The 24,692-nt window shown below is 67.5% G+C and carries 22 protein-coding genes; 9 read left to right on the forward strand and 13 right to left on the reverse strand.

The genetic code is table 11. From position 1 onward, the window contains the following. Positions 1–60: 60 nt before the first annotated feature. From VGN82_RS15035 to lexA, 6 genes are all read left to right on the forward strand, one after another. Complete coding sequence (locus VGN82_RS15035) at positions 61–711, forward strand: anthranilate synthase component II (RefSeq protein ID WP_327527823.1); 651 nt, start codon at positions 61–63, stop codon at positions 709–711. 16 nt (positions 712–727) lie between these two features. Beyond that, positions 728–1,741 carry an anthranilate phosphoribosyltransferase gene (gene trpD / locus VGN82_RS15040; RefSeq protein ID WP_327527824.1) on the forward strand — a complete coding sequence of 338 codons (1,014 nt, stop codon included), beginning with the start codon at positions 728–730 and terminating at the stop codon, positions 1,739–1,741. A gap of 7 nt (positions 1,742–1,748) precedes the next feature. Further along, positions 1,749–2,561 (forward strand): indole-3-glycerol phosphate synthase TrpC, encoded by an 813-nt coding sequence (trpC, locus tag VGN82_RS15045; RefSeq protein ID WP_327527825.1) that lies wholly within the window; start codon positions 1,749–1,751, stop codon positions 2,559–2,561. Beyond that, on the forward strand, positions 2,558–3,040 hold the full coding sequence (moaC, locus tag VGN82_RS15050; RefSeq protein WP_327527826.1) for a cyclic pyranopterin monophosphate synthase MoaC: 483 nt from the start codon (positions 2,558–2,560) through the stop codon (positions 3,038–3,040). The genes trpC and moaC overlap by 4 nt, the downstream gene beginning before the upstream one ends. Further along, positions 3,040–4,251: a molybdopterin molybdotransferase MoeA gene (locus VGN82_RS15055; RefSeq protein ID WP_327527827.1), complete on the forward strand. Its 1,212-nt coding sequence runs from the start codon at positions 3,040–3,042 to the stop codon at positions 4,249–4,251. The genes moaC and VGN82_RS15055 overlap by 1 nt, the downstream gene beginning before the upstream one ends. Positions 4,252–4,350: 99 nt before the next feature. Continuing rightward, the gene (gene lexA, locus VGN82_RS15060) at positions 4,351–5,088 is read left to right on the forward strand and encodes a transcriptional repressor LexA (RefSeq protein WP_327527828.1); all 738 of its coding nucleotides are present in this window, start codon (positions 4,351–4,353) and stop codon (positions 5,086–5,088) included. Here lexA and VGN82_RS15065 read toward each other — a convergent pair. After that, the gene (locus VGN82_RS15065) at positions 5,082–7,244 is read right to left on the reverse strand and encodes a ComEC/Rec2 family competence protein (protein ID WP_327527926.1); all 2,163 of its coding nucleotides are present in this window, start codon (positions 7,242–7,244) and stop codon (positions 5,082–5,084) included. The two genes, lexA and VGN82_RS15065, sit on opposite strands and share 7 nt — an antisense overlap. A 298-nt stretch (positions 7,245–7,542) precedes the next feature. Between VGN82_RS15065 and gltX the strand changes: the two genes are divergently transcribed. The 3 genes from gltX (at position 7,543) to VGN82_RS15080 (ending at position 11,663) form a co-directional block, all read left to right on the forward strand. Continuing rightward, positions 7,543–8,961, forward strand: a complete 1,419-nt coding sequence (gene gltX / locus VGN82_RS15070; RefSeq protein WP_327527829.1) for a glutamate--tRNA ligase — start codon at positions 7,543–7,545, stop codon at positions 8,959–8,961. 277 nt (positions 8,962–9,238) lie between these two features. Then, complete coding sequence (gltA, locus tag VGN82_RS15075; RefSeq protein WP_327527830.1) at positions 9,239–10,528, forward strand: citrate synthase; 1,290 nt, start codon at positions 9,239–9,241, stop codon at positions 10,526–10,528. A 145-nt stretch (positions 10,529–10,673) separates the two neighbouring features. Then, positions 10,674–11,663, forward strand: a complete 990-nt coding sequence (locus tag VGN82_RS15080) for a Bug family tripartite tricarboxylate transporter substrate binding protein (protein WP_414644295.1) — start codon at positions 10,674–10,676, stop codon at positions 11,661–11,663. Positions 11,664–11,687: 24 nt separating this feature from the next. On the opposite strand, the gene lpxB is transcribed toward VGN82_RS15080, so the two are convergent. The 12 genes from lpxB to pyrH form a co-directional block, all read right to left on the reverse strand. Beyond that, positions 11,688–12,860 carry a lipid-A-disaccharide synthase gene (gene lpxB, locus VGN82_RS15085; RefSeq protein WP_327527831.1) on the reverse strand — a complete coding sequence of 391 codons (1,173 nt, stop codon included), beginning with the start codon at positions 12,858–12,860 and terminating at the stop codon, positions 11,688–11,690. Continuing rightward, positions 12,857–13,696 (reverse strand): LpxI family protein, encoded by an 840-nt coding sequence (locus VGN82_RS15090; protein WP_327527832.1) that lies wholly within the window; start codon positions 13,694–13,696, stop codon positions 12,857–12,859. The genes lpxB and VGN82_RS15090 overlap by 4 nt, the downstream gene beginning before the upstream one ends. A gap of 23 nt (positions 13,697–13,719) precedes the next feature. Further along, positions 13,720–14,529: an acyl-ACP--UDP-N-acetylglucosamine O-acyltransferase gene (gene lpxA / locus VGN82_RS15095; RefSeq protein ID WP_327527833.1), complete on the reverse strand. Its 810-nt coding sequence runs from the start codon at positions 14,527–14,529 to the stop codon at positions 13,720–13,722. Between the two features lie 73 nt (positions 14,530–14,602). Continuing rightward, positions 14,603–15,061 carry a 3-hydroxyacyl-ACP dehydratase FabZ gene (fabZ, locus tag VGN82_RS15100; RefSeq protein WP_327527834.1) on the reverse strand — a complete coding sequence of 153 codons (459 nt, stop codon included), beginning with the start codon at positions 15,059–15,061 and terminating at the stop codon, positions 14,603–14,605. A gap of 118 nt (positions 15,062–15,179) precedes the next feature. After that, positions 15,180–16,235, reverse strand: coding sequence for a UDP-3-O-(3-hydroxymyristoyl)glucosamine N-acyltransferase (gene lpxD, locus VGN82_RS15105; protein ID WP_327527835.1), 1,056 nt, complete (start codon positions 16,233–16,235; stop codon positions 15,180–15,182). Between the two features lie 41 nt (positions 16,236–16,276). Then, positions 16,277–18,793, reverse strand: a complete 2,517-nt coding sequence (gene bamA, locus VGN82_RS15110) for an outer membrane protein assembly factor BamA (RefSeq protein WP_414644296.1) — start codon at positions 18,791–18,793, stop codon at positions 16,277–16,279. Between the two features lie 374 nt (positions 18,794–19,167). Further along, positions 19,168–20,319 carry an RIP metalloprotease RseP gene (gene rseP, locus VGN82_RS15115; RefSeq protein WP_327527837.1) on the reverse strand — a complete coding sequence of 384 codons (1,152 nt, stop codon included), beginning with the start codon at positions 20,317–20,319 and terminating at the stop codon, positions 19,168–19,170. A gap of 47 nt (positions 20,320–20,366) precedes the next feature. After that, the gene (gene dxr / locus VGN82_RS15120; protein WP_327527838.1) at positions 20,367–21,521 is read right to left on the reverse strand and encodes a 1-deoxy-D-xylulose-5-phosphate reductoisomerase; all 1,155 of its coding nucleotides are present in this window, start codon (positions 21,519–21,521) and stop codon (positions 20,367–20,369) included. Positions 21,522–21,528: 7 nt separating this feature from the next. After that, positions 21,529–22,359: a phosphatidate cytidylyltransferase gene (locus VGN82_RS15125; RefSeq protein ID WP_327527839.1), complete on the reverse strand. Its 831-nt coding sequence runs from the start codon at positions 22,357–22,359 to the stop codon at positions 21,529–21,531. Continuing rightward, on the reverse strand, positions 22,356–23,114 hold the full coding sequence (locus VGN82_RS15130; protein WP_327527840.1) for an isoprenyl transferase: 759 nt from the start codon (positions 23,112–23,114) through the stop codon (positions 22,356–22,358). Before VGN82_RS15130 ends, VGN82_RS15125 begins: the two co-directional genes overlap by 4 nt. A 91-nt stretch (positions 23,115–23,205) precedes the next feature. Next, the gene (gene frr / locus VGN82_RS15135; protein WP_327527841.1) at positions 23,206–23,769 is read right to left on the reverse strand and encodes a ribosome recycling factor; all 564 of its coding nucleotides are present in this window, start codon (positions 23,767–23,769) and stop codon (positions 23,206–23,208) included. A gap of 163 nt (positions 23,770–23,932) precedes the next feature. Then, entirely contained in the window at positions 23,933–24,640 is a 708-nt protein-coding gene (gene pyrH / locus VGN82_RS15140; protein ID WP_327527842.1) for a UMP kinase, read from the reverse strand. Between the last annotated feature and the right edge of the window lie 52 nt (positions 24,641–24,692).

A 24,692-nucleotide genomic window follows, 5' to 3' on the forward strand; every position in this document is an offset into this window, starting at 1 on the left:
GCTGCGCCGCACAACATGCCGGACGGCTCGCGAACTTGACCAGCCGGCCCCGGAGCGTGCATGACCGGGGCCCGAAATCCACGGTCTCAGCCGATGCGCATCCTGCTGATCGACAACTACGACAGCTTCACCTGGAACCTGGTCCACCTGATCGGCGGGCTCGGGGCCGAGGTCGATGTGCGCCGGAACGACGCGCTGACGGTCAATGAGGCACTTGCCGGCGACCACGACGCTATCGTGCTCTCACCTGGCCCCTGCACACCGAACGAAGCAGGCATCTGCCTCGACGTGATCCGGCAGGGCGCCGGCGCGAAACCGATCTTCGGCGTCTGCCTCGGCCTGCAGGCGATGGGGCAAGCATTTGGCGGCGACGTCGTGCGCGCGCCCATCCCGATGCATGGCAAGGTTTCGCCGATCCGCCACAAGGCGCGCGGCCTGTTCCGGGGCATCAATGGGCCGCTGCAGGCGACGCGCTACCACTCGCTCGTGGTGGACCGCGCAACCTGCCCTTCCGTCTTCGACATCGAGGCCGAGACCGATGACGGTCTCATCATGGCCCTGTCGCATCGCGAGTTGCCGGTCCATGGCGTGCAGTTCCACCCGGAGAGCATCGCCTCCGAGCATGGCGCGACGATCCTGCGGAACTTCCTCGATCTCGCCCAACGATGGCGCAGCGAGCACGATGCCGCCGCCCTGACCCCAACAGCCTGACCTCCGCAGAGTTCCCATGGACGATTTCAAGCCCTTCATCGCCAAGGTCGCGACCGGCGCCACGCTGTCGCGCGACGAGGCTCGCGACGCCTTCGACACCATTCTTTCGGGCGGTGTGACCAACGCGCAGGCCGCGGCCTTCCTGATGGCGCTGCGGGTGCGCGGCGAGACCATCGAGGAGATCACCGGTGCGGTCGGTGCGATGCGCGGCAAGATGCTGACCGTGAACGCTCCTGCCGACGCCATCGACATCGTCGGCACCGGCGGCGATTCCTCCGGCTCCTACAACGTCTCGACGCTCGCCTCGATCATCACGGCCGCCTGCGGCGTGCCGGTTGCCAAGCACGGCAACCGCGCCGCTTCCTCCAAGACCGGAACGGCCGATGTCCTGATGGCGCTCGGGGTCAAGGTCGGGCTCGACCCGGCCGCGACCGAACGCTGCATCGCGCAGGCCGGCGTCGGCTTCATGTTCGCGCCGACCCATCATGCCTCGATGCGCCATGTCGCACCGGTGCGCGTCGAACTTGGCACCCGCACGATCTTCAACCTGCTCGGACCGCTTTCCAACCCGGCCGGCGTGAAGAAGCAGCTCATCGGTGCCTTCTCCGAGACCTGGCTCGAGCCGATGGTGCGGGTGCTGGCGACACTCGGCTCGTCGCGGATCTGGGCCGTACACGGCTCGGACGGCCTCGACGAGATCACGACCACCGGTCCGACGCGCGTTGTCTCGCTCGAGAACGGTAAGGTCGAGAGCTTCACGATCAGCCCCGACGATGTCGGGTTGGCGCGGGCCAAGCCCGAGGATCTTCGCGGTGGCGAGCCGGCACAGAATGCCGCCGCCTTGCGCGCCGTGCTCGACGGCCAGAAGACGGCCTTCCGCGACATCGCGGCCTTCAACGCCGCGGCTGCACTCGTCGTGGCCGGCAACGCCGGCGATCTGCGCGACGGTTTCGCTCGCGCCAACGAAGCGCTTGATTCCGGCAAGGCGAAGGCGACACTGGCCGCCCTTGTCGCCAGCTCCAACGTGTGAGACGGCGATGACCGACATCCTCGCCAAGATCGAGGCTTATAAGCGCCAGGAAATCGCCGCCGCCAAAGCGGCCGTGCCGCAGGCCGAGATCGAGCGGCGCGCGCAGGCCGCTGCCCCGGTGCGCGGCTTTGCCGATGCGCTCGCGGCCAAACATGCTGCAGGCAAGCCTGCCCTGATCGCGGAGATCAAGAAGGCGAGCCCGTCCAAGGGCCTGATCCGCGCCGATTTCGACCCGCCGGCGCTGGCCCGCGCCTACGCGGAGGGCGGCGCCGCCTGCCTGTCGGTGCTGACCGATGCGCCCTCCTTTCAGGGCAAGCCCGAATTCCTGATGCAGGCCCGCGAGGCCTCGGGCCTGCCGGCACTGCGCAAGGATTTTCTCTACGAGCCCTACCAGGTCTTCGAGGCGCGGGCCTGGGGTGCGGACTGCATTCTGATCATCATGGCCGGCGTCGACGACGCCACCGCGCGCGATCTGGAGGGAACCGCCCTGGATCTCGGCATGGACGTGCTGGTCGAGGTGCATGACGAGTCCGAGCTCGACCGAGCGCTGGCCCTGAAGAGCCGGCTGGTCGGCATCAACAACCGCGACCTGCGCAGCTTCGCGGTCGATCTCGCGGTGACGGAACGTCTCGCCCCGCGCATTCCAGCAGACCGGATCATCGTCGGCGAGAGCGGCATCTTCAGCCATGCCGACGTCACCCGATTGAAGCGTGTCGGCGTGGAGACCTTCCTGGTCGGCGAAAGCCTGATGCGCCAGGAAGACGTCGCAAAGGCGACGCGCGATCTCCTCGATGGCCCGGGCCGCGAGGTGGCCGCGTGAGCAAGCTCAGCCATCTCGACGCGCGCGGCCAGGCCCATATGGTCGATGTCGGCGACAAGGCCGAGACCTCGCGCATCGCGATCGCCGAGGGCAGCATCGTGATGCAGCCGCAGACGCTGGCGATCGTGCGCGACGGCGACGCCAAGAAGGGCGACGTGCTCGGCACGGCAAGGCTCGCCGGCATCATGGCCGCCAAGAAGACGCATGAGCTGATCCCGCTCTGTCATCCTCTGCTGATCAGCAAGGTCGCGGTCGATCTCGAACTCGACGAGGCCCTGCCCGGCGTGCGCGTGCGCGCCGAGGTCAAGATGAAAGGCCAGACCGGCGTCGAGATGGAAGCGCTCACCGCCGTCAGCGTCGCCTGCCTGACCGTCTACGACATGGTCAAGGCCGCGGACCGCGCGATGCGGATCGAAAACATCCGGCTTGTCCACAAATCGGGCGGCAAGTCCGGTGTCTTCGACGTGGAGGGCCGCTGATGGCCCTGACCCCGGTTCCGGTTGCGCGCAAGGCCCTGCTCGACAGCGTGCCGGCAACGACACCGGCCGAGACCCTGCCGCTGGCGCAATGCGCCGGACGCGTGCTGGCGGCCGATGTCACGGCACTGCGGACTCAGCCCCCCTTCGCCAACTCCGCGATGGACGGCTATGCGGTACGCGCCGACGACCTCGTGCCGGGCAGCGAACTCAACGTGATCGGCGAATCCGCTGCGGGGCGTTCCTTCGCGGGATCGCTCGCACAAGGCCAGGCCGTGCGGATCTTCACCGGTGCACCGATCCCTGAAGGTGCCGACACGATCCTGATCCAGGAGAATGCCGACGGCGTCGGCTCGGCCACGATCCGCGTGCGCGAGGGCGCGCCGCAGGGCAGGTTCATCCGCACAGCCGGTCTCGACTTCTCGAGGGGCGACGTGCTGCTGCAGGCCGGCCGCCGGCTCGACAGCGCGGCGCTCGGCCTCGCCGCCGCAGCGGGACATCCAATGCTGCCGGTGCGCCGCAAGCCCTTGGTCGCGATCCTCGCCACCGGCGACGAACTCGTCCTGCCCGGCGAGACCGTGGGGCCCGACCAGATCGTCGCCTCCAACAGCTTCTCGCTGGCCGCGATCGTCGAGCAGGCCGGCGCGATTGCGCTCGATCTCGGCATCGCCCGCGACAACCACCCCGACCTCGCCACCCGGATCGGGCGCGCGCAGGATGCCGGCGCCGACGTGCTGATCACGCTGGGCGGCGCCTCCGTCGGCGCGCATGACCTCGTGCAGGAGGCCCTCACACGCAAGGGCATGGCGCTCGGTTTCTGGAAGATAGCGATGCGCCCGGGCAAGCCGATGATGACCGGCAGGCTCGGCGACATGGTCGCCATCGGCCTCCCCGGCAATCCGGTCTCGTCAATCGTCTGCGGCCATCTCTTCGTCGTTCCGCTGATCGAGGCGCTGCTCGGCATGCCGTCCGCCGACCGCGACCGCAGCGAACCCGGCATTCTCGGACGCGACATGCCAGCCAATGACGAGCGCGAGGACTATCTGCGCTCCGACCTATCCCTGACCGCGGAAGGCTGGCAGGCGACGCCGTTCGACCGGCAGGATTCCTCGATGCTCGGATCTTTGGCGAAGGCGCTGGCGCTGGCGATCCGCCCCGCCTTTGCCGAGCCGGCAAAGAAGGGCGATCCCTGCCGCATCATCAGGTTGCGCTAGGCTGACCTAGCGCCAGCGCCGGCTTGCGGAACACAACGCGAACGGCTATGGTGTTCGTGATTTGTTTCGAATCTGCGCTCTGGGGCGCCGGCGGGGACCATGCTGACACGCAAACAGGCCGAACTGCTTCGCTTCATCCATGAGCGCCTGCGTGAAAGCGGCGTGCCTCCCTCTTTCGACGAGATGAAGGATGCGCTCGATCTTCGGTCCAAATCCGGCATCCACCGCCTGATCATGGCGCTGGAGGAGCGTGGCTTCATTCGCCGCCTGCCGAACCGGGCTCGCGCGCTGGAAGTCATCAAGCTGCCCGAGGGCGCCGGCGGCCAGCCCGCGGCGCGCGGCCGCTTCAGCCCGTCGGTTGTTCAGGGCGGGTTGGGCAAGGATGGCGGGCTGGGCAAGGACGGCGGCCTCGGCAAGGCCAGGCCGGTCGAAACGGCACCCGACGATGCGCGCGGCACGATTTCGATCCCCGTGATGGGGCGCATCGCGGCCGGCACGCCGATCTCGGCAATCCAAAGCCGCAGCCACACCGTTGCGCTGCCCGCCGACATGCTGGGCGGCGGCGAGCATTTCGCGCTGGAGGTCCGTGGCGACTCGATGGTCGATGCGGGCATCCTCGACGGCGACACCGTCGTCATCCGCAAACAGGACACCGCCAATACCGGCGACATCATCGTCGCGCTGATCGACGACGAGGAAGCGACCCTGAAGCGGCTGCGCAAACGCGGATCCTCGATCGCGCTGGAAGCCGCCAACCCGGCTTACGAGACGCGCGTGCTCGGCCCCGACCGGGTCAAGATCCAGGGTCGGCTGGTCAATCTGATGCGGCGCTACTGAAGCCGCTCGGCGTCGGGTGACTCGTCCGCGGGCGGCGAAGCGGCAGGGATCGCCGGAGCTGTTCGCACTGGTGCCGGGAGCGTAGCCTCGGCCTTGCGGCTCCAGGGCCGGTCGGCGCCACCCGGGTCGGAAGCAAGGCTGCGCCAGCCACCTCCCCGGCGGATGAGCGAGGTCGCGCCATCCCGATTCAATGCCGTGCGGTCGACGAGTTTCGCGGCGCAGGGCGCGCTCCAGGGGATCGGTGTGACGACGAGATCGGCACGGCGGCAATCCTCGATGATGGCGAGCCGGTCGCGCGCATAGGCGATGCTGCGGCCATCCTTCGTGGCGATGACGCAGCCCTGGGCGTCGCAGGCCGCGCCCTGCCGTAGCGCGGCATCGTCGGGGTTGCGGCCGTCACCATCAGCGGTCAGCCATTGCTGCAGGACGAAGCGGCTGGGCTTGCCGGCGACCACCAGCGTATCGTCCTTGCCGCGCACGGCGATGCCGGAGCCGTCGCGCTCGATCAAGATATCCGGCCGCTCCGGCTTGGCCGCAACGGCGACGCCGACGATGAGCGGCAGGATCGCGAGCAGGCGCAGCTTCGTCGTCCAGAGCGCGATCCAAAGCAGCGATGCCGCAAAGCAGGCCAGCGCAGCCGGTCCGAAGGCGGCGATGACGAGCGTTGAATGGTCGATGGTCGCGACCCAATGCGCCAGCTTGAGCACGACCTCGGAGGCGGCACCCATCAGCCACCAGGCCGGCGCATCGAGTCCGAAGGGATAAGCGAGCACCCCGAAGACGGCCGTCGGCATCACGCAAAGCGAGACGAAGGGCAGCGCCAGCGCATTGCCGAGCAGGCCGAAGGGGTTGAAGGTCTGGAAGTGATAGGCGCCGAAGGGAGCCGTCGCGGCCGTCGCCAGCAAGGTGGTGACCACGATGCCACTCGCCGCGATCCAGAGCGGCCGTACGGGCCATGGCAGCGCAGAAGGCGCCTGCGGCCGGGCGCGGCTCTCCCAACGCTCGGCGAAGGCGATCAGGGCCGCGACCGCTCCGAACGACATCTGGAAGCTCGGGCCGAGCAGGGCTTCGGGCTCGCGCAGCAGCACGATGATCGCGGCCAGCGCAAGATTGCGCATGCTCAACGCCGGCCGATCGACCAGGATCGCGCCGAGCATCACCAGCGTCATGATCAGCGAACGGACGGTCGCGACCTCGGCACCCGAGAAGACGCAATAGGCGAGCGCCCCGATCATCGCCGCGACGGCTGCGATCTTCTTGACCGGCCAGCGCAGCGCGAGCGTCTGCGAGAGTGCCAGCAGCGCCCGCACCAGCCAGAAGATCGTGCCGGCGGCGAGCACCATATGCAGCCCAGAGATCGAGACGATATGATAGATGCCCGCAGCGCGCAGATCGGTGTTGGTCGTCTCCGTGATCAGGCCACGCTTGCCGGTGACCAGCGCCGCCGCCATCGCCCCGGCCTGCCCGCCGCCGGTCTCGGCGATGCGCCTGGTCAGGGCGTTGCGGGCCCGGTCGATCGCTGCCGCAAGCTGCAGTTGCGCCAATGGCGGGACGGGCGGCGGGGTCAGCGCGATCTTGCCAGGGACGCTGCCGACGGCGCCCAACCCGCGAAAGAAGGCGTCCCGACCGAAATCATACCCCCCCGGGCGCGCCGGACCCGGCGGCGGCAGCAGCCGCGCCACGGCCGCGACATGGTCGCCCGGCGAGACCGTGCCGCTGCGCACATTGACGCGTACGCGCCTTGGCCAACGCTCGGGTTCCAGTCCGGCGAGGCCCGTCACCAGGATGACGAGGCGCGCGCCGGCATCGCGCGCCTCGACCGCCTCGACGAAGCCGCTGAGTTGGCCGATGCGGGGGCGGTCGAGCACCGGACCGGCGATGCTGGCGGTGCGCCAGCTTGCCGCCGCGAAGCCGGCAAAGACGGTAGCGAGGGCGATACAGGCCAGCATCGCTGGCCGCCGCTGTCGTAGGGCAAAGGCAGCGGCGCCGGTCAGCAGGAATCCCGCCACCGGCGCCCAGAGCGCGGGTTCGCTGTCGGCCGCGAAGTAGAGGAGGATGCCGGCGCCCATCATCACCGGCAGCCAGAGGAAGAGCCTGCGACGCTCGACCTCGAGCGAACATGCAGCGAGGAAATGTCGCTGCCAGCCCGCGAGCATCAATCTCAAGCCGGGGCCACCGAGCACAAGCACAGGCAGGCGCGACGGCAGGACACCTGCGCGCGCGCCGCGCGCCTGTGCTGGCCGACCCTCCCCTGGCAGCCCCCGCTGCATCCAGCATTCCCCAGCCCGCCCCGCGCCGGCTGCGATCTTGCGCTTAACGCCGGCGGCAAGAGCATGTTACAGGGGCCGCGCCGGATGTCATGTCACGCCCGGCGCGCGCCGGATTCCGGTTCGCCGTTCAGTCCTCCCGCCTCAATCTCGGCCTTCCTCTTCGCCAGCCGGAGCTTTGCCTTTCATGAGCGATGCCGTCGTCACGCGCTTTGCGCCCTCGCCCACAGGCTTCCTGCATATCGGCGGCGGGCGCACCGCCCTGTTCAACTGGCTCTATGCGCGGGGGCGCGGCGGCAAGATGCTGCTGCGCATCGAGGACACCGACCGGGAACGCTCGACCGATGCGGCGATCACCGCGATCCTCGACGGCCTGAAATGGCTCGGCCTCGATTGGGACGGCGACACCGTTTACCAGTTCGCCCGGGCGGAACGTCACCGCGAGGTCGCCCGCCAGATGCTCGCAGCCGGCACGGCCTATTACTGCTATGCGACCCCGGCTGAGCTGGATGAGATGCGCGAGCAGGCCAAGGCGGCCGGCAAGCCGATGCGCTATGATGGGCGCTGGCGCGACCGCGACCCCGCGACCGCTCCGGAAGGCATCAAGCCGGTGATCCGGCTGCGCGCGCCCCAGACGGGTGAGACCGTCGTCGAGGATGAAGTCCAGGGCCGCGTCGTCTGGCAGAACGAGAACCTCGACGATCTTGTCCTGCTGCGCTCGGACGGAAACCCGACCTACATGCTGGCCGTCGTGGTCGACGATCACGACATGGGCGTGACCCATGTCATCCGCGGCGACGACCACCTGACCAATGCCGCGCGCCAGACCCAGATCTACCAGGCGCTCGGCTGGAAAGTGCCGAGCATGTCGCATATCCCGCTGATCCATGGTCCGGATGGCGCCAAGCTGTCGAAGCGCCATGGCGCTCTCGGCGTGGATGCCTATCGCTCGATGGGCTATCTGCCGGTCGCCCTGCGCAACTACCTGCTCCGGCTCGGTTGGAGCCATGGCGACCAGGAGATCTTCTCGACGCAGGAGATGATCGAGCTGTTCAACCTGTCCTCCATCGGCCGCTCGGCGGCGCGCTTCGACTATGCCAAGCTGGAGAGCCTGAACGGGCTCTACATGCGGCAATCGGTGGATCGCGATCTGCTGGAGGCGCTGAAGGTGATCCTGCCCGAGATCGGCCCGTCGCGCGGCGTCCCGGCGACGCTTTCGCCGGAGCTGGAAGCCAAGTTCCTCGCCGCGATGCCAGGCCTCAAGGAGCGGGCCAAGACGCTGGTCGAGCTGCTCGACAGCGCCTACTACCTCTATGCGGTGCGCCCGCTGCAGCTCGACGCCAAGGCTGCGGCCCTGCTCGACGAGGCCGCCAAGCCGCGCCTGAAGGGCCTCTCCGAGACGCTGTCGGCCGTGAACGACTGGTCCGTCGCGGCACTGGAGGCCGCCGTGCGCGGCTATGCAGAGAGCAACGGGCTCAAGCTCGGCCAGGCTGCGCAGCCGCTGCGCGCCGCCCTGACCGGCCGCGCCATGTCGCCCGGATTGTTCGATGTCATGGCGGTTCTGGGCCGCGACGAGACGCTGGCGCGGCTCTCCGACCAGGCATGATCGGGAGACGCGGTCGACCGTCTTTAGGCTCGGTTGAACCGCTCCCGCAAATGGTCTAGTGACGCGGCGTGTGGCCTGCTCCGGCGCCAGCCGGATCGGGCACAAATATTGCTTGAATATCAGTTGGATGAACCGCCCTTAAAACCTCCCCGCCGTTGCCCCGACACGACGCTGTCACGTCGGGACGGCCTGATGACGGAGAGGCCTCTTGGATAACCGGGGACGGACCGAGCGGGAAGACGACTGAAAGCAGCGAGCCTTGAAAGGATCGGTATCGATGAGCGGAACCACCAGCCAGCTTCAGGTCGACGGCAAGACCGTCGACATGGCGATCAAGACGGGTTCGATCGGCCCGTCCGTCATCGACATCGGCAAGCTCTACGCCCAGACGGGCATGTTCACCTATGATCCCGGCTTCACCTCGACGGCGAGCTGCGAGTCGCAGATCACCTATATCGACGGTGACAACGGTGTCCTCCTGCATCGCGGCTACCCGATCGAGCAGCTCGCCGAGCATGGCGACTTCCTCGAGACCTGCTACCTGCTGCTCGAAGGCGAACTGCCGACCGCCGCGCAGAAGGCCGACTTCGACTATCGCGTGACGCGCCACACCATGGTGCACGAGCAGATGGCCCGCTTCTTCCAGGGCTTCCGCCGCGACGCGCACCCGATGGCGGTGATGGTCGGCTCGATCGGCGCGATGTCGGCCTTCTACCACGACTCGACCGACATCTCCGATCCGCATCAGCGCATGGTCGCCTCGATGCGGATGATCGCGAAGATGCCGACGCTCGCGGCGATGGCCTACAAGTACACGATCGGCCAGCCCTTCGTTTATCCGCTGAACTCGCTCGACTACACCTCGAACTTCCTGCGCATGTGCTTCGCGGTGCCGGCCGAGGAGTACAAGGTCAACCCGGTGCTCTCGCGCGCGCTCGACCGGATCTTCATCCTGCACGCCGACCATGAGCAGAACGCATCGACCTCGACGGTCCGCCTCGCCGGCTCGTCGGGCGCCAATCCCTTCGCCTGCATCGCGGCCGGCACGGCCTGCCTGTGGGGGCCCGCCCATGGCGGCGCCAACGAAGCCGCACTGAAGATGCTCGAGGAGATCGGCACGGTCGACAACATCCCGAAATACATCGCCAAGGCGAAGGACAAGAACGATCCCTTCCGCCTGATGGGCTTCGGCCACCGCGTCTACAAGAACTACGATCCGCGCGCCAAGATCATGCAGAAGACCACGCATGAGGTGCTGAACGAGCTCGGAATCAAGGACGATCCGCTGCTCGACGTCGCGATCGAACTCGAGCGCATCGCGCTGTCGGACAGCTACTTCATCGAGAAGAAGCTCTATCCGAACATCGACTTCTACTCGGGCATCACCCTGAAGGCGATGGGCTTCCCGACCTCGATGTTCACCGCGCTGTTCGCCCTCGCCCGCACCGTCGGCTGGATCGCGCAGTGGAAGGAGATGATCGAGGATCCGTCCCAGCGCATCGGCCGCCCGCGCCAACTCTACACCGGCGCGCCGCAGCGCGACTACACCCCGATCGGCCGCCGCTGAGGCGAGAAGCGGACGGGTTTACCAACAAGGGGCGCGACGGCTTGCCGTCGCGCCCCTCATTGTTTCACATGATTGATATAATGCCCGGCAATGACGCGGCCTCGTATCGCGCTAAACTCAGAAGAACAATCTGGAGGATAAACGCTTGTCGCAGTTCCATGATCTCAACCGCCGCGGCTTTCTCGCCGGCGCTTCCGCGCTGACCCTGGCCGGCGGCCAGGCCCAGGCGCAGGCCACCTTCCCGACCCGCCCGATCACCCTGATCGTGCCCTTCGCCGCCGGTGGCTCGACCGACATCGTCGCGCGCCTCGTCGGCCAGAAGATGAGCGAACTTCTCGGTCAGTCCGTCGTCATCGAGAACCGCGGCGGCGCCGGCGGCAATGTCGGCTCGACCGCCGTCGCCCGCGCGACGCCCGACGGCTACACCATCCTGATGGGCACGATCTCGACCCATGCGCTCAACCCGGCGATCCTGAAGACCGTCACCTTCGACGCAGTCAAGGACTTCACGCCGATCTCGCTTCTGGCGCTCGTGCCGAACGTCATGGTCGTGCATCCGAGCTTCCCGGCCAAGAACGTCAAAGAAGTGATCGAAGTGCTCAAGGCCAATCCCGGCAAGTACTCCTACGCCTCCTCGGGCGTCGGGACGCCGCTCCACCTCTCGGGCGAGCTGTTCAAGTCGCTCGGCAAGGTCGAGATGAACCATGTGCCCTATCGCGGCGCGGGCCCGGCCCTGAACGACGTCGTCTCCGGCGCGGTGCCGATCATGTTCGACAACCTGCCCTCCTCCGCCCAGTTCATCCGCGGCGGCCAGCTCCGCGCGATCGGCGTGACCACCAAGGAGCGGGTCTCCTCGTTCCCGGAACTGCCGACGATCGCCGAGGGCGGACTCGAGGGCTACGAGACCTACACCTGGAACGCGCTGTTCGGCCCCGCCAAGATGCCGGCCGACGTCGTCGCCAAGCTGAACAAGGCGGCGAACGACTCGCTCAAGGATGAAACCGTGAAGAAGCGCCTGAACGACGTCAGCGCCGAAATCGTCGGTTCGACCCCGGAAGCGCTCGGCGAGCACGTCAAGGTCGAGCTGGCCAAATGGGCGCCAATCGCCAAGGCCTCGGGCGCCGTGGTGGAGTAGGACTCGTCCCCGCTAGCCCTTCGATCAGGGCGGCGGGGGCCCGACCAGCGCCAGCGCGGCCTCGACCGCGTTGGCTGCCGGGCTCGCCCCGGCCGACTTCATGATCGCCTCAACCTCGGCGAAGCCAGCGAGTTGGCGCTCGCGGTCGGGACCTTCGGCCAATGCCGACACGACGTGCCGGCTCAACGCCTCCGGCGTCGCATCATCCTGGATGAATTCCGGCACGACGCTGTGGCCCAGGATGAGGTTGGGCAGGATCACGCTCGGCAACTTGATCAGACGCCGCGCAATGGCAGCCTCCCAGCCTGCACCGCGATAAGCAGCGACCGTCGGCACCTGCGCCAGCGCCAGTTCGAGCGTAACCGTGCCCGATGCCGCCAGTGCCGCGCGCGCCTTGCGGAAAGCGGCGAGCTTCTCCGCTTCACCGACGACGATCTCGGGCATGATGGGCCAGCTCGATGCTGCCTGCGCAATCGCCTCACGCAGATGCGGCACCGCGGGCAGCACGAAGCGTGCCCCCGGCTCCGCTGCCGCGATCCGTGCGACCGCCTCGCCGAAAGCCGGCATCAGGTGGCGGATTTCGGAGCGGCGGCTCCCGGGCAGGATCAGGACCACCGGCGCCGCACTATCAGCCCGGATCGCAGCCTCCGCTCGGTCGGGCCTGAGCTCGGACAGCCGCTCGATCAGCGGATGGCCGACATAGACCGTCTTCGGCCCATGCAGCCGCTCCAGCGCCGCCGGCTCGAAGGGCAACAGGGCAAGGATGCGGTCGATATGTGGCGTCATCCGCCGGGCTCGCCCGGAACGCCAGGCCCAGACGCTCGGGCAGACCCAGTGGGCGATCGGGATCGACGGCGCCCGGGCGCGGACCTTCTTCGCAACGCGCAGGCTGAAATCCGGCGCATCGATCGTCAGCAGCAGGTCCGGCGCAAACGTCGTCACCCCACGGGCGGCGTCGTTCATGCGGCGCAGCAGCAGGGGCAGTCGCGCGACCACGGGGCCAAACCCCATCACGGCGATATCGGCCTGCGGAAACAGCGGCACGAGCCCGGCCGCGACCAGCCCCTCGCCGCCGACGCCGGTGATGACGAGCTCGCGCTCGCCGAGGCGTTGCCTCAGGCTATCGAGGAAGCGCAGCGCCAGCGCATCGCCCGAAGCCTCGCCCGCGATCAATGCCAGGCGGAAGGGGCGGCTCACGGGGCGACGCCCTCGACGAACAGGCTGGACTGGTCGGCGAGTTTGCCGAGACCAGTCGCATCCCCGACCAGGACACGACCGGCCCTCAGGCCGATGCCGGAGAGGCCCGCGGCAGTCACGTTCCGCAGAGTCTCGGCGCCGATCGCGGGCATGTCGACCCGCAGATCCTGACCGTCCTTCGGCGCCTTCACGAGAACGCCATCGCCCTTGGCGATCCGAAGCCGCCCGGCCGCGACGAGGTCGGCAACGCGCCGGATCATGGCATCCGTGCCCTCCGCGGCTTCGATCGCGATGACCCGATGGTCGGCCAGGATCGCGGCTTGCCCGACATCGAAAGGAGACAGCGCGCCCAGGAGCCGGAAGCCTTCAGCGATCAGCTCCTTCTGCGCCGGAGAGGCAGCCCTGCGGCCGAGCGGCCCGAGCGGCGCCGTCATCGCCGGAGCAATGTCGGCAGGGCCGTGCACCGTGAAACCCTGCCCCTCGAAGAAGGTGACGACGCCGCGCAGAAGATGGTCGTCCCCGCCGCGGAAGGCGCGGGCAAAGTGGGGCAGGTATTTGAGCGTCGAAGCTTCGGGGCGGAGCGCCGCGAAACTCGGCCGCGGCAGGCTGCCGATGAGAGCGAGGTCGGTGATGCCGCGCCGGCGCAGTTCCTCCAGCAGCCGACCGAGCTGCCCGAGGCGATAGCTCTGGAGATCGGCGGCGCCAAAGGCGGCGGGCACAGCCGCCCCCTCGAGCGCGGCGATGAAGACGGGCCGGCCGCCGCCCGCCGCGAGGCCGGCAAGGCGGGGCGGAAAGTCGCCGGCGCCCGCGATGATCGCGAGCGGCCTGTCGCTCAAGGCCGTTGCTGCCGGATCAACGCTCACCGATCCGGCGCGTTGACGTCACGCGGGATGCAGATCGCGCGCTCGCCGCCGTCCCGGATAAAGTCAAGGATCTCATGGATCAGCGGATGCGACGAGAATTCGCTGGCGACATCCTCGACGCGCTCCGACAAGGTGCCCTCATCGGCGAAGAGCAGGCGATAGGCGCGGCGAAGTTCGTGGATCTGCTCGCGGGAGAATTCCCGCCGACGCAGGCCGACGAGGTTGAGCCCGGCCAGATGGGCGGGGTTGTCCCTGACGAGGCCGAAGGGAATGACGTCGTTGAGGACACCGGCGCCACCGCCGATGAAGGCATGATCGCCGACGCGGATGAACTGCTGCAGGCCCGTGCCGCCGCCGACGATGACGAAGTTGCCGACCGTGACATGGCCGGCGCACATGACGTTGTTGGAGAAGATGACGTTGTTGCCGATATGGCTGTCATGCCCGACATGCGAGTTCGCCAGGAAGAAGCAGCGATCACCGACGGTGGTCGCCATCCCCCCGCCCTCGGTGCCGGGGTTCATCGTCACGCCTTCACGGATCTTGCAATCGACACCGATCGTCAGGGTCGAGGGCTCGCCCTTGTACTTCACATCCTGCGGCGGATGGCCGATCGAGGCGAAGGGATAGATGCTCGTCCTGGCGCCGACCGTCGTGCGGCCGGCGACGGCGACATGGCTGACGAGCTCGACGCCGTCGCCAAGCACGACGTCGGGGCCGACAGTGCAGAACGGGCCGATCTTGACGCCCTCGCCCAGACGCGCGGCGGGATCGACGACCGACATGGGGTGGATGCTGGAACTCATGGCTCGCCACTCACGGGAAACGACCTGGCACTGATGGAAAGGACCGCCCCGCTCTCGCGGGTGATCATCGCGATCACATGACCATCGCGGACAACTCGGCCTCGGCGACGAGCGCGCCATCGACGCGAGCCTCGCCCCGGTAGAACCAGATGTTGCGCTTGCGCGCCAGCTTGGTCAGATGGAAACGCAGCGTATCGCCAGGGCCGACCGGCTTGCGGAACTTTGCCTTGTCAATCGTGGTGAACAGCACGCTGCGGACAGCTGCATCCTCGCTGCCGCGCGAGCTGACGACGAGCACGCCTGCGGTCTGCGCCATCGCCTCGATCATCAGGACGCCCGGGAAGACCGGCCGCTCCGGAAAATGTCCGGTGAACTGCGGCTCGTTGACGGTGACGTTCTTGATGCCGATACCGGATTCGTCACCATTCATCTCGATGACGCGATCGACGAGGAGGAAGGGATAGCGGTGCGGAATGCAGGCCATGATCTTCTGGATGTCGGCCACACCCAGCGTCGTCGTCGCCTCGGTCATCGTTTCGTCTCTCCCGTGCGGGCCGTCCGTGCGGCCGCATCATCAATCCGATTCTAGCCGCGTGACCGCGGCAGGCCAACACCTGCGGCCGGTCGCTGCGAACGTCCGCCCGGCCGCCTCAGCCCTCGCCGCGGCCCTTGCCGCGATTGGCGACCAGCGACTTCAGGAGCGCGCTCTCGCGCGCCCAGTTCAAAGCGGGCTGGGCCGGATAGCCGCCATAGCGCGCGCCACGCGGAATATCCCCGGCGACGCCGCTCTGCGCCGCGACCTGCGCGCCCATGCCGACCGTGAGGTGGCCGGCCAGCCCGACCTGCCCGCCCAGCACGACGAAATCCTCCAGCGTCGACGAGCCGGCGATACCGACCTGCGAGACGATGACGCAATGCCGCCCGATGACGACATTGTGGCCGATCTGGACGAGGTTATCGATCTTGGTGCCTTCGCCGATCACGGTGTCGCGGCTAGCGCCCCGATCGATGCAGGTGTTGGCGCCGATCTCGACGTCATCCTGGATGATGACGCGGCCGATCTGCGGCACCTTCATATGGCCGCGCGGGCTCATCGCGAAGCCGAAGCCATCCTGCCCGATGCGAACCCCGGGATGGATGATGACGCGGTTGCCGATCAGCGCAGCCTGCAGGGTGCAGCCGGCCCCGATCGAGCAGTTGCGGCCGACGCGGACCTGCGGACCGACGACGGCGTGCGAGCCGACCACAGTTCCCGAGCCGACCTCGGCTCCCGGCCCGATGACCGCGCCCGGATCGACCGTGACGCCCGCCTCCAGTACGGCCGTCGCATGAACGAAGGCCCCGGGCGCCACGCCTTGGGAACCAAAGACCGAGCCCGGCTTCAGGGCAGAAGGGAAAAAGCGGGCCAGTACCTTGGCGAAGGCATGGTAAGGCGCCGGCGAAACCAGCGCGACTGTCCCGGACGGCACGCGCTCCGCGAAGCGGGGCGAGACCAGGCACAACCCCGCCCCCGTCGCAGCGAGTGCGTCGGTATATTTCGGGTTGTCCATGTAGGCGATGTCGGTCGGGCCGGCATTCTCGAGAGCGGCCGCGCCGGTGATCGGGCGCGTCGCATCGACGCCTTCAGGCAGCGTCGCGCCCGAAATGATTGCGACCTCGCCGAAGTCGAGCGAGGTCGCGATGGGAAAGAATTGCGGTTCTGACATCTGGGTGATCCGGAGCGGGGCGCAGGTCGCGCCCCGTCTCGTCAGAAGCGGGTGCCGCCGGAGAAGCGGAAGGCCTGGGTGCGGTCGCCGCCGTACTTCGCGGTCACGCCGTTGAAGGTGCCGATCTGGCCGTCATCCTTCGACAGCGCGTAGGCATAGTCGAAGCGGATCGGGCCAAGCGGCGACTGCCAGAGCAAGCTCACGCCGACCGACGAGCGGATGACGTTCTTGTCGCGCACGCAGGCGACGTTGCTCTGGTATGGCGACGTCGCCACAACATTGAACTGACGCGCTGCCGTACCGGCCGGGCACCCCCCAAAGCTGGGATTCGTGATCATGCTCGAGCCGCCATCATAGTTGAACAGCGTGCCGGCGTCGGCGAAGACCGCACCACGCAGGCCGAGATCGCGCGGCAGACCCCAGATCGGGAACTGCACCTCGAGCGAACCGCCGAAATAGGTGGTGCCGCCGAGCGCGTTCGTCGTCGGGTCGTTGGTCACGTCACGCGGGCCGATGCCCGACGGCGCGAAACCACGCACCAGGCTCGGTCCCAGGAAGTAGTGGTCGATCATGCGCAGATTGCCGCTTGTCGCCTGGACGTGGCCGCCCTGGATCCGCGCGAAGCCGACGACGTCGTCGAAGATCTCCTTGTAGTAGCGCGCATCGGCCGCGACGCGCAGGAACTTCGAGTCGCCGCCGAGACCCGCGAATTCCGGCTTGAGCTCGGCGACGAAGCCGTTCCGTGGGTTCTGGACGTTGTCGAGCGAGTTGTAGTTGAAGCTCAGACCGGCCAGCGACGTCAGGGTCGAACCCTGCGCTTCCTTGACCGCAATCGACGCCTCGCCGTTGGTCAAGCAGTTGAAGGTGTCGGTCGCGGCGATCGCGCCCGCGGTTCCGGGCGTGACGCCGATCAGCGGCACCGAGCAGTCATTGTACGGCCGCTCGGCGTCGTTCCGGATCTCGATGTCCGTGTTGTACAGCGAGTAGCGCGGCGTGATCGACAGCTCTTCCGTGATCGGGAAGGTCAGGCGGACGGTACCGCCGGTGACGCGGCTCTCGAAACGGCCGGTGTTGTAATTGTCGTTGAACTTCGAGAACAGGTCGAAGCCGGCCGCGATACGGCGGTCGAGGAAATAGGGCTCGGTGAACGAGAAATCGATGCCCTGGGTGCGCTGGCCGAGCGTGCCCGCGATGCGGACGAACTGGCCACGGCCGAGGAAGTTCGACTCCGACAGCGAGATCTCGCCGATGACACCGTCCGAGGTCGAGTAACCGCCGGCGATCGAGAACGAGCCGGTCGCCTTGTCCTCGACATCGATGTTGACGACCACGCGATCGGGCGCGGAGCCCGGCTCGTTGGTGATGCGAACCTTCTGGAAGAAGCCGAGATTGTTCAGGCGACGCTCCGCCCGATCGACCATGACCTTGTTGTAGGCGTCGCCTTCGCCGAGATCGAGCTCGCGGCGAACGACATAGTCACGGGTACGGGTGTTGCCGCGCACGTTGATGCGCTCGACATAGACCCGCGGCCCTTCGTCGACGACATAGGTGATACCGATCAGGCGGCCGGCCGAATCCCGATCACCGCGCGGGCGGACCTGGGCAAAGGCATGGCCGCGACGCGCAACCTCGGTCGTCAGGTTGACGAGCGACTTCTCGACCGCCTCGGCGTTGTAGGTGTCGCCGGCCGAGGTCAGGACGTAGCTCTGGAGCGCCGCGGAATCGATGTCGCGCAGGGCGGAATCGACCGCGACATTGCCGACCTTGTACTGCGGGCCTTCGGCGACGGTGACATCGATCACCCAGCCGCCGGCGGTCTCGTCGAAGCGGGCGGTGTTGTTGACGACCTGGAAGTCGGCATAGCCGTTCTTGAGATAGAAGCGGCGGATCAGCTCGAGATCGGAGGCGATCCGATCCGGATCATAGACGTCCGAGGTCTTGATGAAGCTGAGGAAGTTCGATTCGGTCGAGCTCATCAGGCCGCGCAGGCGACCATCGGAATAGACCTGATTGCCCTCGAAATTGATCGACTTGATGCCGGTCTTGCCGCTCTCATTGATCGTGAAGACCACGTCCGAGCGGCCGTTCGGAAGCGGCGCGATGCGACCGCTGACCGAGGACAGGCCGTAGCCCGAGCGGCGATAGACTTCCTTGAGACGCGCGACGTCGGCGTCGATCAAGGCCTGGCTCATCGGCCCGCCGGCCTTCGACTGAACCTGCTGGAGCAGAATCTCGCTCTTCAGGCGGCGATTGCCCTCGAAGGCAACGCGATTGATCGTGTCGTTCTCCTGGACGGAGATGACGGTCTGCGAGCCACGACGGCTCACCTGAACATTGGTGAAGAGGCCAGTCGCGAGCAGATTCTGGCGAATCTCCTGCGGGCCACCCTGACCTGCGGCGTAGGAGCGGATCGTCTCCGCGTCGACGCGCCTGTTGCCCTGGACAATCACGGCCTGCGCGAACACCACGCCACCGCTAACGGCCAACATGAAGGCCGAAAGTCCGACTGATCGAGAGAGCCGCGCTCTGGAAATCCGGCTCTTTTGAGTCGACGTCATCGGGTCGCCTATTCCATTTCTCAGGTCACCACCCCGAACACGGGGGCCACAGCCTCACGAGGTGCGGCAAGGGGACATTGCAGTGCATTCGCTTCTACAAAGTTTCCCGCAGGGTGCAAACCGGCATTGTCGTTAACAAAGTATTTTTGCCCGGCTCGTTGCCGTGCGGCCACGCGGCGCGCCGTGATTTTGCCGCAAATCGGGACGGATCGGGGCGATTTACCACATTCCGCCGAACCCTGGCAGCAGCGCCTCCCTGACCAGGCGATACCGGAAAGGCTAAAAAATCGCGAAATCCGTTAACGGGCGAACCCGGCCGCGCCAGACGGCGCCGGCGGATTCGATCGGCCCTGAACGGCCCGTCTGAGCGCCCCTCAGAGCAGCGAACGGACGTGAAGGATGTCGTTCCAGGTGACGAACAGCATCAGCATCAGGACGAGGCCGAGGCCGACCCGGAAGCCGATCTCCTGCGCGCGCTCGCTCAGCGGCCGGCCGCGCAGGGCCTCGACGGCATAGAACAGCAAATGCCCGCCATCCAGCATCGGCACGGGGAACAGGTTCATCAGACCGATCGAGACCGACAGGACCGCAGCGAGGTTGATCAGGCCGAGCAGGCCGCCATTCGAGGCGACCATCCCGGAGACCTGCGCGATTCGGATCGGCCCGGAGAGTTGGTCGACCGACTCCCGGCCGCTGACCAGCTTCGCGAGATAGTCATAAGTGCGCTCGACAACGTACCAGGTCTCGCTCACGCCAACCCTGGCGGATTCGAGCAGGCCGAAATGCTGCGTCTTCCAATCGCTCGCCTGGCGCGAAGCTTGCACACCCAGCACACCGATGCGCTGCTTGCCGAGCGGCGTGTTCTGTTCGACGAGCGCCGGCGTGACCGGCAGGGTCACGGTTCCGTTCGCCCGCTCGACGACGATCGAGAGCGTCTCGTTCGGCCGGGCCGAGATGGCGCGCTGCATGTCTGCGAAGGCACCGATCGGCTTGCCGTCGATCGACAGGACGAGATCACCCGGCTGCAGCCCGCCGCGTTCGGCCGCGCTGCCGGCTACGACCTGGTCGACGCGCGGGATCAGGACCTGCTTGCCGAAGACGTAGACGGTCGCGCCAAAGATGAGGATGGCGAGCAGGAAATTGGCGATCGGACCAGCGGCGACGATCGCCGCGCGCTCGCCGACAGATTGAGCCGGAAAGGAGCGTTCGCGCTGCAGCGCGGTCATGCCCTGCAGTTCGGCGGAATCGGTGCCGGCGGACGCGGCGTCGGCGTCCCCGGAGAATTTGACGTAGCCGCCGAGCGGGATCGCGGCGAAGCGCCAGCGCGTGCCATGCTTGTCGTTGAAGCCGAAGAGCTCGCGGCCGAAGCCGATCGAGAACACCTTCACGTCGACGCCGCACCAGCGGCCGACGAGGAAATGGCCGAGCTCATGGACGAACACGACCACCGTCAGGACGAAGAGGAAAGGCACGAGGTAGCCGAGCGCGAACGAGCCGGCGTTCCAGAGTGTCGCCACGAAGTCCATCAATGTCTCCCGATCCGTCCCCCTTAGGTGACAGCGAAGGGCCTCTCCTACAAGAGCGCCCGGGTGCGGATTCTCGCCTCATGGTCAATGGCGAGCGCGGCGGCCACGTCGACGGGCGCGGCAAGGTCGGCAGCAGAGCCCGCGCAGACCGCCTCGACCAGCGCCGCGATTCCGGGAAAGGCGATGCGCCCCTCGAGAAAGGCGGCGACGGCGATCTCGTTGGCCGCGTTGAGGATGGCGGGCATGGCACCGCCCGCAGCCAGCGCCGCCATTGCCAGGCCGAGAGCCGGGAAGCGCGCGAGGTCGGGCCGCTCGAAGCTCAACGGCGCCGCCAGCGCCAGATCGAGGAAGCGCGTGGGCGGCGCATCGAACCTGCCGTCGATGCCGAGGCAATGGGCGGCCGCGACGCGCATGTCCGGCAGAGCCATCCCGGCGCTGACCGAGCCGTCGCGGAAGGTGACGAGGCCGTGGACGAGCTGTTGGGGATGGACCAGTACGTCAAGCTGGCCGGGCTCCAACCCGAACAGGAAGCAGGCCTCGATCAGTTCAAGCCCCTTATTCATCATGCTGGCCGAGTCGATCGAGATCTTGGCGCCCATCGCATAGTTGGGGTGAGCCAGGGCCTGCTCGGGACGCGCCGCCGCGATCTCGGCGGCGCTCCAGGTCCGGAACGGGCCGCCCGACGCCGTCAACGTCATGCTGCGGATGGCCGAGATCGGTTCGGCGCCCAGCACCTGGAACAGGGCATTATGCTCGGAATCGAGCGGCAGGATGGTGGCCCCGACCGCTCGTGCCCGGGCCATCACCGCCGCTCCGGCACAAACCAGGCTCTCTTTGTTGGCGAGGGCGACGACGCGACCGGGGGTCAAGGCGGCGAAGGTCGCCTCCAGCCCGGCTGCGCCCGAGATCGCGCTGACGACGATGTCGCTCTCCATCGCGACCGCGTCGAGCACGGCCTGGCGCCCTGCCCCGCAGGCGATACCGCTGCCCGCCAGTGCTTCAGTCAGTGCTGGCCCAGCCGCTGCATCGGCCAGGGCTGCGAAGCTCGCCCCGGCTTCGATGGCGACCCGTGCCAGCGAGACTGCATCGCGACCGGCCACGACCGCGCCGATCCGCAGCCGTTCCGGGTTTTCCGCAACGATCTCGCGCGTCGATTTGCCGATGGAGCCGGTCGCTCCCAGAAGCGTGACGGTGCGGAGCATGCGCGTTTCAGAGCGAGAGGCGGGTGAGGAACAGCACGATGCCGGCGAAGACGAGCACCGCCCAGTAGCCGTCGAGGCGATCGAGGAAGCCGCCATGGCCTGGAATGAGATGGCTTGAATCCTTGGCGCCGAAGCGACGCTTCAACGACGATTCGAAGAGGTCCCCCATCTGGCTGAACACCGAGGCGGTCAGCGAACCCAGGATGACGACGGCAGGCCCGGCGATCTGTGTGGCTGCAGGCGTCAGCGCCCAGACGGCATAGCCGCCGGCCGTACCGGCGATCGCCCCGCCAATCGCGCCGGACCAGGTCTTCCCCGGGCTGACGCTGGGCATCAGCTTCGCTCCGCCGAGCCTGCGGCCGGTGAAGTAGGCCGCGATGTCGGTGAACCAGACGACCGCGAAGCTCCAGATGATGACCGAAAGACCGATCTCGGGCAGCGAACGCAACGCCGGCGCGATCAGCGCGAAGGCCAACGCATAGGCGACGCCGCAGAGTTCGAGCGCAAACCGCCCCTCGACCCGCGGCGTCAGCACGGCGCCGATCAGAGCGGCAGCGGCCGCCGCGCCCGCCAGAGCCGGCTGGCTCGCGGGAGAGAAGCCGAGCAACAAGCCGGACAGGACCACCGCCACCGAAGCAGCGACGGCATGGCTCCGGCTCGCCATCGACAACCACTCGTAAGCGACGAGGCCGCCGACGAGAACCCAGACAAGCCGGAAGGGCCAGCTGCCCCAGGCCGTCACGGCCAGCACGACCGCCGCGAGCACCAGCGCCGAGACAATCCGGAGCCGCAGCTCGCCCTGGCCGGGCGTCGGCCCGCTCGGGGCAGGCTCGGTCACGCCGCGCCTACATTGCGGTCGACAGGTTCCGACACGCCGCCGAAGCGCCGCTCCCGGCCTGCATATTCGGCGAGCGCAGCCTCGAAGGCGGCGCGATCGAAATCGGGCCACAGCACCGGCGTGAAGACGAACTCGGCATAGGCGGCCTGCCAGAGCAGGAAATTCGAGATCCTCGTCTCGCCGGAGGTCCGGATCACGAGCTCGGGGTCGGGCATGTCGGCGGTGTCGAGGCGCGAGGCCAGCATGGCCTCGTCGATCGCCGCGGGCTCGACCCGCCCGGACGCCGCTGCGGCTGCAAGTTGCCGCGCTGCCCGCACGATTTCGTCGCGCGCGCCGTAGTTGAAAGCGACGACCAGCGTCATCTTGGTATTATCTCGCGTCACCATCTCGGCGCGCTCGACCAGCCGCAGCACGTCCGGCGCAAGGTCGTCGCGGCCGCCGATGACGCGCACGCGCACGCCTGCGGCATGAAGTTCGTCGAGGTCCTTTTCGACAAAGCGCTTGAGCAGGCCGAGCAGAAAGGAAACCTCGGTCGCCGGCCGGCGCCAGTTCTCGGTGGAGAAGCTGTAGAGGGTCAGGATCTTGACGCCGAGCTCTCCGGCGTTCTTGACCGCGGCGCGCAACGCCTCCAGCCCGCGCCGGTGCCCCTCCTGGCGCGGCAGCCCACGTAACTGCGCCCAGCGGCCATTGCCATCCATGATGATGGCAACATGGACGGGATGGGCGGCTTGCCCCGGAGGCTGGCCTGCTGACATTCTCGATATGCCTCGTTCGGCCAAGTGCCGGTTGATCTCGCCGGGTGATCTCGCGCGCAGCAAGCTGCCGCCGAACACCGCGCCGACAGCCTCAGACGCTCAGAATTTCCTTTTCCTTGGTCGCCAGCGCCTGGTCGATCTCAGCGATATGCTGGTCGGTCGCCTTCTGGACGAGATCCGACTGGCGGGTGACGTCGTCCTTGGTGAAGGCGCCGTCCTTCTCGACCTTCTTGATCGTGTCGATGGCATCGCGGCGGACATGGCGCACGGCGATCTTCGACTCCTCGGCATATTTATGCGCGACCTTGACCATCTCCTTGCGGCGCTGCTCGTTCAGCTCCGGAATGCGGATGCGCAGGACCTGGCCTTCGGTCTGCGGGTTCAGGCCGAGATCGGATTCGCGGATCGCCTTCTCGACCGCGTTGACCATGCTGCGGTCCCAGACCTGCACGCTGAGCAGGCGCGCCTCGGGGACGCTGACTGTCGCGAGCTGGGCCAGCGGCTGGCGCGCCCCATAGGCCTCGACCTGGATCGGGTCGAGCATGTTGGCGGAGGCGCGGCCCGAGCGCAGGGAGGCCAGATCGCCCTTGAAGGATTGGAGCGCGCCCTGCATGCGGCGCTTCACATCGGCTAGATCGAACGTCGTCTGGGCCATCGTCCTCAAGACCTTGAACTGGTGCATCGCGCAAACAGCGAAAACCCGGCTTTCCGCCAGCTGCGATGCGACATCGGTTTTGCATTGCCGGGTCGTATCGAACCGGGCGCGACCATGGCGGGGGGGCCCGCCATGGTCAAGAAAATCATATATCGTAAGGCGCTTACGGCGTCACATAGGTCGCCCTGCCCTCGCCGCGCAGCACGGCCGCCAGCGCGCCCGCCTCCGCGATCGAGAACACCACGATGGTCAATCCGGCATCACGGGCCAGCGCGAAGGCCGCGGTGTCCATGACCTTCAGGTCACGCGCAATCGCCTCGGCATGGGTCAGCGTGTCGTAGCGGGTCGCGCCCGGATCCTTCTTGGGGTCTGCGGTATAGACGCCATCGACCTGCGTCGCCTTGAGCAGGTGGCTGCAGCCGAGCTCGGCGGCGCGGAGCGCCGCGCCGGTGTCGGTGGTGAAATACGGGTTTCCGGTGCCGCCGCCGAGCACCACGACCTTGCCGTTGGTCATATGGTCGAGGGCACGCTTGCGGGCATAGCTCTCGCAGAGCGAAGGCATCGGCACGGCCGACATGGCGCGAGCGGGCGCGCCGGCGCTCTCGATCGCATGCTCGAGCGCCAGCGCGTTCATCACCGTGCCCAGCATGCCAATCGAATCGGCACTGGTGCGGTCGAGGCCCTTGTTCAGCCCCTGCACACCGCGAAAGAAATTGCCGCCGCCGACGACGATGCCGATTTCGACGCCCTCGCGCGACGCGTTCGCGATATCCGCCGCCAGCGCCGTCAGGGTCGCGCCGTCGAGGCCGGATCCCGCCTGTCCTGCAAGGGCTTCGCCGGAGAGCTTAACGAGAACGCGATTGGGCCTCATCAGATCGTCTCCGTAATGCAGTTCATGATCGCAACATCCTGCGCCGAAACCG

The sequence above is a fragment of the Allobosea sp. genome (assembly GCF_035999205.1).
Taxonomy (GTDB): Bacteria; Pseudomonadota; Alphaproteobacteria; order Rhizobiales; family Beijerinckiaceae; genus Allobosea.

Bases quoted from the DNA above. Each gene is read 5' to 3' on its own strand.
- frr (WP_327527841.1), bottom strand. From the start codon at position 23,769: ATGGCCCAGACGACGTTCGATCTAGCCGATGTGAAGCGCCGCATGCAG.
- lexA (WP_327527828.1), top strand. From the start codon at position 4,351: ATGCTGACACGCAAACAGGCCGAACTGCTTCGCTTCATCCATGAGCGC.
- VGN82_RS15055 (WP_327527827.1), top strand. From the start codon at position 3,040: ATGGCCCTGACCCCGGTTCCGGTTGCGCGCAAGGCCCTGCTCGACAGC.
- bamA (WP_414644296.1), bottom strand. From the start codon at position 18,793: ATGACGTCGACTCAAAAGAGCCGGATTTCCAGAGCGCGGCTCTCTCGA.
- fabZ (WP_327527834.1), bottom strand. From the start codon at position 15,061: ATGACCGAGGCGACGACGACGCTGGGTGTGGCCGACATCCAGAAGATC.
- VGN82_RS15065 (WP_327527926.1), bottom strand. From the start codon at position 7,244: ATGCTCGCGGGCTGGCAGCGACATTTCCTCGCTGCATGTTCGCTCGAG.
- trpD (WP_327527824.1), top strand. From the start codon at position 728: ATGGACGATTTCAAGCCCTTCATCGCCAAGGTCGCGACCGGCGCCACG.
- lpxD (WP_327527835.1), bottom strand. From the start codon at position 16,235: ATGTCAGAACCGCAATTCTTTCCCATCGCGACCTCGCTCGACTTCGGC.
- lpxA (WP_327527833.1), bottom strand. From the start codon at position 14,529: ATGAGTTCCAGCATCCACCCCATGTCGGTCGTCGATCCCGCCGCGCGT.
- dxr (WP_327527838.1), bottom strand. From the start codon at position 21,521: ATGCTCCGCACCGTCACGCTTCTGGGAGCGACCGGCTCCATCGGCAAA.
- rseP (WP_327527837.1), bottom strand. From the start codon at position 20,319: ATGGACTTCGTGGCGACACTCTGGAACGCCGGCTCGTTCGCGCTCGGC.
- VGN82_RS15130 (WP_327527840.1), bottom strand. From the start codon at position 23,114: ATGTCAGCAGGCCAGCCTCCGGGGCAAGCCGCCCATCCCGTCCATGTT.
- pyrH (WP_327527842.1), bottom strand. From the start codon at position 24,640: ATGAGGCCCAATCGCGTTCTCGTTAAGCTCTCCGGCGAAGCCCTTGCA.
- VGN82_RS15035 (WP_327527823.1), top strand. From the start codon at position 61: ATGACCGGGGCCCGAAATCCACGGTCTCAGCCGATGCGCATCCTGCTG.
- trpC (WP_327527825.1), top strand. From the start codon at position 1,749: ATGACCGACATCCTCGCCAAGATCGAGGCTTATAAGCGCCAGGAAATC.
- gltX (WP_327527829.1), top strand. From the start codon at position 7,543: ATGAGCGATGCCGTCGTCACGCGCTTTGCGCCCTCGCCCACAGGCTTC.
- gltA (WP_327527830.1), top strand. From the start codon at position 9,239: ATGAGCGGAACCACCAGCCAGCTTCAGGTCGACGGCAAGACCGTCGAC.